Here is a 12179-nt window from a genome sequence, read left to right as displayed (position 1 = left end):
CTGAAAGGTGCACGTCCGGTTCGGGGAGGAGAGGCAGGGAAATAGTCCGACTACGCCCTGCCTCTTACTCTACTCAGGACCCACGAAGGCTGGCTGTATCTTGCCGTGGTTGTTGATCTGTTCTCACGCAAAATTATCGGCTGGTCCATGCAATCCCGGATGACAAAGGACATTGTCCTGAACGCACTGCTGATGGCTGTATGGCGGCGTAATCCCCAAAAACAGGTGCTGGTTCATTCGGATCAGGGCAGTCAGTACACAAGCCATGAGTGGCAGTCGTTCCTGAAATCACACGGCCTGGAGGGCAGCATGAGCCGTCGCGGTAACTGCCATGATAATGCGGTTGCAGAAAGCTTTTTCCAGTTGTTGAAACGCGAACGGATAAAGAAAAAGATCTACGGAACGCGGGAAGAAGCCCGCAGCGATATTTTTGATTACATCGAAATGTTTTATAACAGTAAGCGTCGGCATGGTTCTAGCGATCAGATGTCACCGACAGAATATGAAAACCAGTATTATCAACGGCTCGGAAGTGTCTAGATTATCCGTGGCGATTCACCCCTAGAAGAGGGTACGTGCTGCAACGTACAGAAAAGTGGCTAGTGATGAGACACAGTGTAGTTGGGAAATTCAACGAAAAACAAAATCATAAGGACTTACGTTCATGTTACATACTGCGAATAAAATGACTGTCATTGAAATCTCTGAGCCTGGCGGGCCAGAGGTTTTAACGCCCGTTCAGACAACGATTCCGGTGCCAAAGGCTGGGGAAATTTTGGTTCGCGTCAAGGCCGCAGGTGTTAATCGTCCTGACGTCATTCAACGCCAGGGTCATTACCCTATGCCTGACGACGTAACCCCTATTCCTGGTCTTGAGGTCGCTGGAACGGTTTCATCAATTGGTGAAGGCGTCACGGGCGTAAAGATTGGTGACCGAGTCTGTGCTCTGACGAATGGCGGTGGTTATGGTGAGTATTGCATCGTGCCGGAAAGCCAGACACTGCCGGTGCCAGACAGCATGTCAATGATAGCAGCGGCGGCACTTCCTGAGACTCTGTTCACCGTCTGGGCAAACTTGTTCAAGATTGGTGGCGCAACACAGGGTCAGAGTGTTCTGATTCATGGGGGAACAAGTGGTATCGGCACAACCGCGTTGATGCTATGCCGCGAAATCGGTATCGAGGCATATGCGACGGCTGGATCAGATGATAAATGCGATGTGATCGCAGAGCTTGGCGCTACGCCAGTCAACTACCGGACAACTGATTTTTCTGATTTCATTTTGAAGCAAACGGATGGCCGTGGCGTTGATATCATTCTCGATATAATGGGTGCATCCTATTTCTCCCGAAATATGAGGAGTTTAGGAATGGATGGCCGGCTGGTAATCATTGGCTTCCTTGGCGGAGCTTTCGCAGAACAAGTGGATCTGCAAGAACTCGCGTTGAAGCGAGCGGTTGTCACGGGTTCAACGATGCGAGCACGAACTTCGGTCGAAAAAGCCGAAATTGCCAACGACTTGCTTAAAAATATCTGGCCGATTCTCAATGCAGGTCGTTGCCATCCCATGATTCACAGCACATTCCCGTTACGCGAAGCAGCACGCGCGCATGCATTGATGGAGTCCGGCAAGCATGTTGGGAAAATTGTTCTTACGGTGAATTAGCTTTAAGCCCGACACAACTCCCACGTTAGGTCATCAGGAATATGACCATTTAAATATCCACCAATGTTGAGCCAGCATTTATTAATACGCTTATCGGGTGATAGTAATCAAATATCACAGGACACGATATGTGGCGACTAAAATATCTGATTTCGTTTTCTGGCTTTTCTATGGTGGACACAGTCTAACACATTCGCGGTAATGACTCCAACTTATTGATGGTGTTTTATGTTCAGATAATGCCCGATGACTTTGTCATGCAGCTCCACCGATTTTGAGAACGACAGCGACTTCCGTCCCAGCCGTGCCAGGTGCTGCCTCAGATTCAGGTTATGCCGCTCAATTCGCTGCGTATATCGCTTGCTGATTACGTGCAGCTTTCCCTTCAGGCGGGATTCATACAGCGGCCAGCCATCCGTCATCCATACCACGACCTCAAAGGCCGACAGCAGGCTCAGAAGACGCTCCAGTGTGGCCAGAGTGCGTTCACCGAATACGTGCGCCACAACCGTCTTCCGGAGCCTGTCATACGCGTAAAACAGCCAGCGCTGGCGCGATTTAGCCCCGACGTATCCCCACTGTTCGTCCATTTCCGCGCAGACGATGACGTCACTGCCCGGCTGTATGCGCGAGGTTACCGACTGCGGCCTGAGTTTTTTAAATGGCGGAAAATCGTGTTGAGGCCAACGCCCATAATGCGGGCGGTTGCCCGGCATCCAACGCCATTCATGGCCATATCAATGATTTTCTGGTGCGTACCGGGTTGAGAAGCGGTGTAAGTGAACTGCAGTTGCCATGTTTTACGGCAGTGAGAGCAGAGATAGCGCTGATGTCCGGCGGTGCTTTTGCCGTTACGCACCACCCCGTCAGTAGCTGAACAGGAGGGACAGCTGATAGAAACAGAAGCCACTGGAGCACCTCAAAAACACCATCATACACTAAATCAGTAAGTTGGCAGCATCACCCGGGATATGAACAAGCCAGAACCGCACTTTTCTAGCCTGTATCTCCATCGATGACTCATCGCTTTTTTACTGGATTGTGCCCGACTGAGAAGCTGCTAACTGGGGGCCGGTCGGAATGCTGTGGCGCTCAGTGCGGGTGTGAACGGCATTTATCTCTTACGAGCCAATCTCTATGTCGCTTTACAGATAAATCCGTTGACAGCGTGTCTGACGGGGGAATGTGGCGAGGTGATGAAGCTGTTTAATCGCTGTGGCTGGCTGAACTTGAGTCTGGTGACTCCCTGCCCCACCAGTATTCGCTGATGACCAGACAGGGAGTGCCAGGAAAGGGTGATTAGTGGCGGATCTGCGCCAGGTCGTCTTCAGTCAGACCAGTCATTTTTATGACGGTATTGCGGTCAATGCCGTTCTGGAGCATGGTTCGTGCAATTTTAAGGGTGGCTTCGCGCTCGCCTTTTTCAATGCCGCGTTGTTCACCGAGCTGAATCCCCTTCTCGATGCCCTTCTGTTCAAGCTGTTGTGCGATGGTCATAAGTGCGTCTCCGTGTTGCGGCACACGCTGTGCCAGTTCGCGTACAAAGGCTTCGGCGTCGGATGTTTCGCCTGCCTGCACTATATAGTGTACCAGCGATATCACCTGCGATGAAGACAAGTATCCCGCCAGCAAGATGGGTGCCAGCCGGTCGACCAGTTCTGCCAGGTCCCGCTGGTGAATATGCTTTTGCAGTAAAGTCAGGGCGGCCATGCTGCGATGGCCAGCGATTTCATCATCCGGAATGATCGTAACGTCTACCAGCGGGAAAGCGTTGCTGTAGAGTTTGCCTGCCAGCTCGGGAGCGTCAAATTCATCCAGCCAACGAGTAGAGTACGGATACGGGCTGCGCTTACCCGTATAGAACAGCACCGGTATCACCAGTGGCAGTTTTTTATGCCCTGCCTCCAGGTGGCGCTGCATGGCGGCTACCGCATAGCGTATGAGGCGGAAAGCCATATGTTTGTCCGGCGTTGACTGGTGCTCGACCAGAACATGAATATAGCCGTCGCCGGCTGTAGTTTTCAGGCTATAGAGGACGTCGCTGAAATACTGGCGGAGATCATCCTCAACGAACGAGCCTGATTCCAGTTTCAGCGTGCTGAGATCGCAGACTGCTCGCAGCTCTGCAGGCAGGTGGATTTCCATGAAATCCCGGGCAATATCCGGTTGCGTCAGGAACTGCCTGAACGTGGCATCGTGAGGAGTGGGTGTGCTGTTTTTCTTCTTCATCTGCCCTGGCTCTGAAAAATGACCCGGAGATGTTATCACAGCCTGGAAAAAGCTAATATTGGCGGTGAACGGAATTGCCATTCCTTCAGGGGGCCGTTCCGGGGTGGTTCGGTCCCCTCCCTAAACCATCTTTACTCATCATCAATTAGGCTTTGTTGAATAAATAAGATTTCTTGCGAACGACCCTGTAGCTGGCTGGATTTTCAGGCAATACGCACGCTTTCTGGCATCCCAGCCTTTGTCATCCTGTTCAACGCACGCACCATGGCCATAGCTTCCGCTACCTGACCATCGTAGTCACGCAGCGTCAGTGAATCTCCCAACAACTGCTTCATTCTGTACATTGCCGTTTCCGCTATCGAGCGACGGTTATATTCCGTTGTCCATTTCCACCGTGCATTGCTTCCGCTCAGCCGCTGATTAGCAACGGCACGGTTGCGGTCTGCGTACTCACCGGGCCAGTAACCTGCTCCTTTTCGGGGAGGAATAAGCGCGCTGATTTTTTTGCGGCGCAGTTCATCGTGACAGAGCCGGGTATCGTAAGCCCCGTCTGCCGCGGCTGCCCTGATTTTTCTGTGAGTCTGCCGGATAAGGCCCGGGAAGGCTTCTGAGTCCGTGACGTTATTCAGCGACAGGTCTGCACAGACAACTTCATGTGTGTTGCTGTCAACAGCAAGATGCAACTTTCGCCAGATACGACGGCGCTCTTTGCCGTGCTTTCTGACTTTCCATTCGCCTTCACCAAAGACCTTCAGCCCGGTGGAATCAATCACCAGGTGTGCGATTTCACCCCGGGTGGACGTTTTGAAACTGACATTAACCGACTTTGCCCGCTTACTGACACTGGTGTAATCCGGGCAGCGCAACGGAACGTTCATCAGGGCAAAAATGGAATCAATAAAACCCTGCGCAGCCCGCAGGGTCAGCCGGAATACGCGTTTAATCACCAGAACGGTGGTGATGGCGAGATCAGAATAGCGCTGGGGCCTTCCTCGTGATGAAGGCGTTGCCGACTCATACCAGGCCTGAATCGCCTCATCATCCAGCCAGAAAGTGAGGGAGCCACGGTTGATGAGAGCTTTGTTGTAGGTGGACCAGTTGGTGATTCTGAACTTTTGCTTTGCCACGGAATGGTCTGTGTTGTCGGGAGGATGCGTGATCTGATCCTTCAACTCAGCAAAAGTTCGATTTATTCAACAAAGCCATGTATATATTAGGTGATATGTTTCTAATCGAAAAAAACTGTGCACTGATAATAAAAGCTAATGTGCATATAGTGATATTGGACTACTATGAATTCGGTATATCTGAAACGAGTTCAAAGAGAGAAACGATGAGTACAGAACATAAAGTAGCTGTTGTTACTGGTGCGGGGCAGGGAATTGGTAAAGCAATCGCTCTCCGTCTGGCGAAAGATGGATTTCGTATCGGTAGTCTGGACTTCAATGGCGAAACGGCACATGAAACGGTGAGGCTTATTGAAGAAATGGGTGGCGAGGCACTGGCAGTAGCTGCGGATGTCGCAGATCGCGAACAAGTTTTTGCAGCAGTGGATAAAGTCGTTGCAAAGTTTGGCCGCCTGGATGTTATGGTTAATAATGCCGGTCTTGGCCCAACGACACCAATTGAGGAAATTACTCCAGAAATTTACCGTAAAGTCTTTGATGTTAACGTAGGAGGTGTGTACTGGGGTATTCAGGCCGCTGTGAAGTACTTTAAGCAGCGTACTCCGGCAAAAACGGGGGACATTATCGGTAAGATAATCAACGCCTCATCGCAGGCAGGCCAAGTGGGTAACCCTGATCTGGCCGTCTACGGCGCTACAAAGTTTGCTGTTCGCGGTATAACTCAGACAGCTGCAAAAGATCTGGCGAAATTTGGGATTACTGTGAACGCGTATTGCCCGGGAATTGTTCGCACCCCTATGATGAATGGTATCGCACAAAAAGTCGCAGATGAAAATGGCCAGTCTCTGGAATGGGGCCTTCAGCAGTGGGCGAAAAATGTTGCCCTCGGACGCATTTCTGAATCAGAGGATGTTGCGGCATGTGTTTCCTATCTGGCCGGTGTGGATTCAGATTATATGACAGGTCAGGCACTCATTATTGATGGTGGGATGGTATTTAACTGATCAGCATCTATACGCCCTGGTTGATTGGAATATCATAGTGTGCTTTTAGAAGCACACTTACTCTTTCGGTCAGTACAGACTTCAGAAACCAGAGGAGTGTTTTTATAAAAGTACACTGACAATTACTGCTCATCCCCAGAACAATCCTCAGCCTCATCGAGCATACTATTCAGAAAACGCCTTTGTTCTTCTGTCAGTTCCAGTGCGGCTTTGTTGAATAAATAAGATTTCTTGCGAACGACCCTGTAGCTGGCTGGATTTTCAGGCAATACGCACGCTTTCTGGCATCCCAGCCTTTGTCATCCTGTTCAACGCACGCACCATGGCCATAGCTTCCGCTACCTGACCATCGTAGTCACGCAGCGTCAGTGAATCTCCCAACAACTGCTTCATTCTGTACATTGCCGTTTCCGCTATCGAGCGACGGTTATATTCCGTTGTCCATTTCCACCGTGCATTGCTTCCGCTCAGCCGCTGATTAGCAACGGCACGGTTGCGGTCTGCGTACTCACCGGGCCAGTAACCTGCTCCTTTTCGGGGAGGAATAAGCGTGCTGATTTTTTTGCGGCGCAGTTCATCGTGACAGAGCCGGGTATCGTAAGCCCCGTCTGCCGCGGCTGCCCTGATTTTTCTGTGAGTCTGCCGGATAAGGCCCGGGAAGGCTTCTGAGTCCGTGACGTTATTCAGCGACAGGTCTGCACAGACAACTTCATGTGTGTTGCTGTCAACAGCAAGATGCAACTTTCGCCAGATACGACGGCGCTCTTTGCCGTGCTTTCTGACTTTCCATTCGCCTTCACCAAAGACCTTCAGCCCGGTGGAATCAATCACCAGGTGTGCGATTTCACCCCGGGTGGACGTTTTGAAACTGACATTAACCGACTTTGCCCGCTTACTGACACTGGTGTAATCCGGGCAGCGCAACGGAACGTTCATCAGGGCAAAAATGGAATCAATAAAACCCTGCGCAGCCCGCAGGGTCAGCCGGAATACGCGTTTAATCACCAGAACGGTGGTGATGGCGAGATCAGAATAGCGCTGGGGCCTTCCTCGTGATGAAGGCGTTGCCGACTCATACCAGGCCTGAATCGCCTCATCATCCAGCCAGAAAGTGAGGGAGCCACGGTTGATGAGAGCTTTGTTGTAGGTGGACCAGTTGGTGATTCTGAACTTTTGCTTTGCCACGGAATGGTCTGTGTTGTCGGGAGGATGCGTGATCTGATCCTTCAACTCAGCAAAAGTTCGATTTATTCAACAAAGCCCTGTGGCGATAAAAGACCCGGCCAGGTGCTCGGGTCTTTATCGAACTAAATATGCTTCAAGCGCGATCAGAAGGGAGCGTTGATATCCACCACGTTGATCAACTTGTGGTTGACGAACTCTTTCAGGCCTAAGTCGATCAGTTCACGACCATAGCCGGAGCGGCGGATGCCGCCAAAGGGCAAATCAGCCTTAACCATGGTGGGGTGGTTGACGAACATCATCCCGGTAGAGACTTGCTTGGCTACCGCCAGACCGCGCTGTTCATCGGCGGTGAACACAGAGCCACCGAGGCCGAAGGGCGAATCGTTGGCAATGGCAATCGCTTCCTGTTCATCCTTTGCCTTGAGGATCATGGAGACAGGGCCGAAGAACTCCCAATAGTAAGCCGGGTTGTCCGGGGTCACATTGGTAAGTATGGTCGGCTGTACAAAAGCGCCTTGCTCCGGCACTTTGGGACCAACTTCGGTAGCTGTGGCACCATGCTCAACCGCTTCACGAATTTTCTGCTTCACTTCATCGGCAGCACCCTGGGAAGACAGGGGCGCCAGAGTCGTGTTCGGATCCATAGGGTCACCGGCTTTAAGCGCGGCTACGCCTTTGGTATAGCCTTCCATAAACTTGTCATAAATGGCTTCCACCAGGATCATCCGTTTGGATGAAACACATACCTGACCGGCATTCCAGTGACGGCCGAATACCGCCCAATCTATGGTTTTCTCAAGCTCGGCATCTTCCAGCACGATAAAGGCGTCAGAGCCGCCCAGCTCCAGAGTGGATTTTTTCAGCGCCTTACCGGCCTGAGAGGCAATAACGGCGCCTGCACCTTCAGAGCCGGTCAGAGCCACGCCATGTACCTTGGGTGAGTTGATGATCTGCTCGACTTGATCCCGGGTAGCATACAGGTTCTGGAAGGCGCCCTGTGGCAGTCCGGCATCCCGCATCAGGCTCTCAAAAGCGGCGGCGCACTGAGGCACATTGGAAGCGTGTTTCAGCAGCAGGGTGTTGCCGGCAGAAAGTTGCGGAGCCAAGATCCTGGCTATCTGGTAATAGGGGAAGTTCCAGGGTTCAATGGCCAGCAAGACCCCAAGAGGTTCATTGACCAGCAGCGCTTCCCCTTCGGCGGGATCGGCCACAGGCAGTTTCTGCGGTGCCAGCAGTCTCTCGGCATGCTCGGCATAGTATTCGAGGATCTGCGCCGACAGTTCTACTTCGGCCTCGGCCTCTCCAATGACTTTACCCATCTCTAGGGTCAGCAGCTCTGCATAGCGGCGCTTGCTGTCTCTGAGCAGGGCTGCAGCCCGATTGAGTATTTCAGCCTTGTTGGCAAAAGAGGTATTGCGCCAACTCAAAAAGGCCTGGTGGGCCGATTCAATTGCCTCTGTGACTTCGGCATCAGTGGCATTGGGAAATTCTTTGATGAGCTCTCCCGTGAAGGGATTGATCGTTGCATATGTCATGTGTTCCTCCCAGCGTTGCAAGTAATAGGGTATTGATGCCAACTCCTGGCATCGGGTGAAAATGTTTGAAGTTATCGTGGGTTTTGCCCCCCAGAGGCGAGTGGCAAGAAAAAGCTCAAACCTTTCTACGCTTTAAATGGCGACATTTGTGTGATCTTGATCGCGGCAGCCGTCTCGGTGATTTTTAATCCTTTTTTGTTAATTCTTTGTTTTTAAAAAACTTAAAAACAGCATTGACCAACAAAAATGTAACTTATCGTTTTGATCTTGCGCAAGGGAAGATGCAACCCCTCGCTTTCGGGAGAGAGGTTGCATCCTTTGTATCTTGTCAGTTCTGGTGGCTATAGCGTTCGGCCATGGCATTGGCTGCGATCATTGCCTGATAGACATCATCGGCACTGACCGCCATAGGCATATTGCCCATGGTATCGCCTTCGGCGCAGGCGATTTCGGCAACTTTACGCCACTCCTCCTCACGGAATTGTTTCAGCCCCATATCTGCCAGAGTCAGCGGCAAACCCGCGGTTTTAATGATGCGGACAACATGGGGTCAGTTTGGATATAGAGAATTATTGTACTATAAGGGCTTCCCCGAACAGTCAACGCCGGTTTTTAATTTCTGTCTGTTCATCAATGAAAGGCAAGGGATAAGACTGCGCTACTATAAACGGTCATGCTGAATCGCTAGTGATTCGGACCCTGATGAAAGACGCTCGTGAGATCCTCCTTCGTTAATCGGATAGTGATATCCAGTAGGATATGCAGATACTTCTCACGGGGGTCTAACCCTTTACCATCAACAATTTACAGTTCAGTTACTACTCAGTTAAATTTTTCATGTTGTTGAATACAGTCTGAAGTCATCGCCGTAATGTAATGATGCCCAGCACAACCTCGCATTCTTGGCGGCGATTGCAACGACAGCACGCCAGTATCCCCGCCTACCAATCAACGAGCAGACCCAACGGCTAAACGGGTCCGTTCTATTCTCTGCCCCTACCATTACAGAACGGGCTCCCTGGACCAGTAGGGTTCGCAGATAGGCATCACCCGCTTTTGTTATCCTGCCAAGCTTTGATTTTCCGCCACTACTGTATTGTGATGGCGTTAGCCCCAACCAGGCTGCCAGTTGGCGCCCGTTCTTAAAATCATGGGCATTGCCAATACTGGCGACCAGCGCACTCGCTGTGGTGGGCCCAACACCTTTCAGTTCCATTAACTGCTGGCTGCGATGATCTGTTTTGGCCACACGAGATAATACCCTGTCATATTCGGCGATTTTCTCTTCAATATTAGTGACATGTGTCAATAGATCATCAATGTACAGCCTAACCTGTACTGGCAGAGTTTCCTTCTGGTCAGAAACAACATGACGCAGAGCATCAGTGCTTTGTGGGGCAATAACCCCGAATTCAGATATCAGGCCCCGAAGACGGTTATACGTTGCTGTTCTTTCCTGGATAAATCCCTGTCTTGTCCGATGTAAGCATTGCATTGCCTGCTGGCTTTCGTCTTTGACTGGTACAAAGCGCATATGCGGCCGCTGCACTGCCTCACAAATAGCTATTGCATCAGCTGCATCATTTTTCCCGGTCTTACCCGCCATGCGATAGGGTGAGACAAATTTCGGAGCCATCAACCGGACATCATGGCCATACTGCCTGAATAATCTTGCCCAATAGTGGGCACCCGAGCAGGCTTCCATTCCAATGACACAGGGAGGTAAACCTGCGATGAGTTCAGAAAGTGCTGCACGCGACACCTTGGGTTTAACCAGAACAGCTTTACCATTTTGGTCAATGCAGTGAACAGCAAACACATTTTTAGCAAGATCGATACCGACAGTGGTGATGGTCATAACGAATCCCTCTGGGTCAATGTTTATCCTATGATTGCACGAAAGTTAATCAGGCGCATATCCAGGGGAAGTCCCTTCCATTCGTTAAGCGTTTTAAGCGGCACTGTTGCAAATAGTCGGTGGTGATAAACTTATCATCCCCTTTTGCTGATGGAGCTGCACATGAACCCATTCAAAGGCCGGCATTTTCAGCGTGACATCATTCTGTGGGCCGTACGCTGGTACTGCAAATACGGCATCAGTTACCGTGAGCTGCAGGAGATGCTGGCTGAACGCGGAGTGAATGTCGATCACTCCACGATTTACCGCTGGGTTCAGCGTTATGCGCCTGAAATGGAAAAACGGCTGCGCTGGTACTGGCGTAACCCTTCCGATCTTTGCCCGTGGCACATGGATGAAACCTACGTGAAGGTCAATGGCCGCTGGGCGTATCTGTACCGGGCCGTCGACAGCCGGGGCCGCACTGTCGATTTTTATCTCTCCTCCCGTCGTAACAGCAAAGCTGCATACCGGTTTCTGGGTAAAATCCTCAACAACGTGAAGAAGTGGCAGATCCCGCGATTCATCAACACGGATAAAGCGCCCGCCTATGGTCGCGCGCTTGCTCTGCTCAAACGCGAAGGCCGGTGCCCGTCTGACGTTGAACACCGACAGATTAAGTACCGGAACAACGTGATTGAATGCGATCATGGCAAACTGAAACGGATAATCGGCGCCACGCTGGGATTTAAATCCATGAAGACGGCTTACGCCACCATCAAAGGTATTGAGGTGATGCGTGCACTACGCAAAGGCCAGGCCTCAGCATTTTATTATGGTGATCCCCTGGGCGAAATGCGCCTGGTAAGCAGAGTTTTTGAAATGTAAGGCCTTTGAATAAGACAAAAGGCTGCCTCATCGCTAACTTTGCAACAGTGCCTTTCGCCCTCATCCGGTTCATGACGGTCGGGCAGGGAGGCAATCTGAATATGGCGATACTGGCCGGCATATTCGGTAATAAGATGGCTTAAATTGCCGTCCACCTTCTGCGCGTGAAACAGATCTAACTGCACCGCCAGGTTCGGCCTGTCGACCCGTTTCACCATCGCCAGCGTCTGATATTGACTGTGGTAGAGATAGCCCGGTTTGGTCTGCGGATTCAGCGCTTCGATGAGTATCCGCTTGTCGTGGCGGGCAAAGCACTCCGCCGCGTAGCGCAGATTATCGATAAGCACGGCCTCGCAGGCTGCGCGATCCGCTCCCGGCGGCACCACGCCGGCCATGATATGCACCTGCGGGCAACCGAGCTGGCAGGCATACTCCAGCGCCAGCTCAATATCGCGTCGGGCCTCCGCGCTTCTCCCGGGGATGGCGGCGAGCCCCCATTCTCCGGCGTTGACGTCGCCGGGTGGGGTATTGAACAGCACCAGCTGCAGCTGGTTCTCCTGCAGGCGCTGTCTGATTTCCCCGGCGGCATACTCATAGGGAAACAGAAACTCAACGGCTTCAAATCCCGCCCGGGCAGCGGCGGCAAAGCGTTCCAGGAACGGCAGTTCGGTAAACAGCATGGATAAATTTGCAGCGAATTTTGGCATG

General features: G+C 51.6%; 9 protein-coding genes and 4 pseudogenes. 5 read left to right on the top strand and 8 right to left on the bottom strand.

Annotation, left to right across the window (positions count from 1 at the left end; genetic code table 11):
- Positions 1 to 63 precede the first annotated feature (63 nt).
- Both C2U54_RS26725 and C2U54_RS26720 read left to right on the top strand, forming a co-directional pair.
- Positions 64 to 540: pseudogene (locus C2U54_RS26725) on the top strand (IS3 family transposase); the annotation flags it as partial.
- Between the two features lie 124 nt (positions 541 to 664).
- Entirely contained in the window at positions 665 to 1666 is a 1002-nt protein-coding gene (locus C2U54_RS26720; protein WP_000903281.1) for an NAD(P)H-quinone oxidoreductase, read from the top strand.
- Between the two features lie 212 nt (positions 1667 to 1878).
- Here C2U54_RS26720 and C2U54_RS26715 read toward each other — a convergent pair.
- Positions 1879 to 2576, bottom strand: a protein-coding gene (locus C2U54_RS26715; RefSeq protein ID WP_223852547.1) for an IS1 family transposase whose coding sequence is annotated in 2 segments (ribosomal slippage) — positions 1879 to 2327 and positions 2327 to 2576 — 699 coding nt in all. Because the reading frame shifts where the segments join, the coding sequence is not laid out codon by codon here.
- A gap of 160 nt (positions 2577 to 2736) precedes the next feature.
- Here C2U54_RS26715 and C2U54_RS27920 point away from each other — a divergent pair.
- A pseudogene (locus tag C2U54_RS27920) lies at positions 2737 to 2969 on the top strand (DUF2913 family protein); the annotation flags it as partial.
- On the opposite strand, the gene C2U54_RS26700 reads toward C2U54_RS27920, so the two are convergent.
- Together C2U54_RS26700 and C2U54_RS26695 are read right to left on the bottom strand one after the other, a co-directional pair.
- Positions 2966 to 3895 (bottom strand): Rpn family recombination-promoting nuclease/putative transposase, encoded by a 930-nt coding sequence (locus C2U54_RS26700; protein WP_040113343.1) that lies wholly within the window; start codon positions 3893 to 3895, stop codon positions 2966 to 2968. The pseudogene C2U54_RS27920 and the gene C2U54_RS26700 overlap by 4 nt on opposite strands.
- Positions 3896 to 4098: 203 nt before the next feature.
- The gene (locus C2U54_RS26695) at positions 4099 to 5067 is read right to left on the bottom strand and encodes an IS5 family transposase (protein WP_000654811.1); all 969 of its coding nucleotides are present in this window, start codon (positions 5065 to 5067) and stop codon (positions 4099 to 4101) included.
- 161 nt (positions 5068 to 5228) lie between these two features.
- Between C2U54_RS26695 and C2U54_RS26690 the strand changes: the two genes are divergently transcribed.
- Entirely contained in the window at positions 5229 to 6026 is a 798-nt protein-coding gene (locus C2U54_RS26690) for a (S)-acetoin forming diacetyl reductase (RefSeq protein WP_040113342.1), read from the top strand.
- A 261-nt stretch (positions 6027 to 6287) separates the two neighbouring features.
- On the opposite strand, the gene C2U54_RS26680 is transcribed toward C2U54_RS26690, so the two are convergent.
- From C2U54_RS26680 to C2U54_RS26665, 4 genes and pseudogenes are all read right to left on the bottom strand, one after another.
- On the bottom strand, positions 6288 to 7256 hold the full coding sequence (locus tag C2U54_RS26680) for an IS5 family transposase (RefSeq protein ID WP_077255001.1): 969 nt from the start codon (positions 7254 to 7256) through the stop codon (positions 6288 to 6290).
- Between the two features lie 98 nt (positions 7257 to 7354).
- Positions 7355 to 8746 carry an NAD-dependent succinate-semialdehyde dehydrogenase gene (locus C2U54_RS26675; RefSeq protein ID WP_023205627.1) on the bottom strand — a complete coding sequence of 464 codons (1392 nt, stop codon included), beginning with the start codon at positions 8744 to 8746 and terminating at the stop codon, positions 7355 to 7357.
- A 328-nt stretch (positions 8747 to 9074) separates the two neighbouring features.
- Positions 9075 to 9293: pseudogene (locus C2U54_RS26670) on the bottom strand (glycerol dehydrogenase); the annotation flags it as partial.
- A 288-nt stretch (positions 9294 to 9581) separates the two neighbouring features.
- On the bottom strand, positions 9582 to 10604 hold the full coding sequence (locus C2U54_RS26665; RefSeq protein ID WP_040113331.1) for an IS110-like element IS5708 family transposase: 1023 nt from the start codon (positions 10602 to 10604) through the stop codon (positions 9582 to 9584).
- Between the two features lie 162 nt (positions 10605 to 10766).
- Between C2U54_RS26665 and C2U54_RS26655 the strand changes: the two genes are divergently transcribed.
- Positions 10767 to 11471, top strand: coding sequence for an IS6-like element IS26 family transposase (locus C2U54_RS26655; RefSeq protein ID WP_001067855.1), 705 nt, complete (start codon positions 10767 to 10769; stop codon positions 11469 to 11471).
- Positions 11472 to 11524: 53 nt separating this feature from the next.
- Here the strand turns inward: C2U54_RS26655 and C2U54_RS26650 are convergent.
- A pseudogene (locus tag C2U54_RS26650) lies at positions 11525 to 12178 on the bottom strand (TIM barrel protein); the annotation flags it as partial.
- Position 12179 lies beyond the last annotated feature (1 nt).

Source organism: Leclercia sp. LSNIH1 (assembly GCF_002902985.1).
In the GTDB taxonomy this organism is placed as follows: Bacteria; Pseudomonadota; Gammaproteobacteria; order Enterobacterales; family Enterobacteriaceae; genus Enterobacter.
This window is presented reverse-complemented; position numbering and strand designations above follow the sequence as displayed.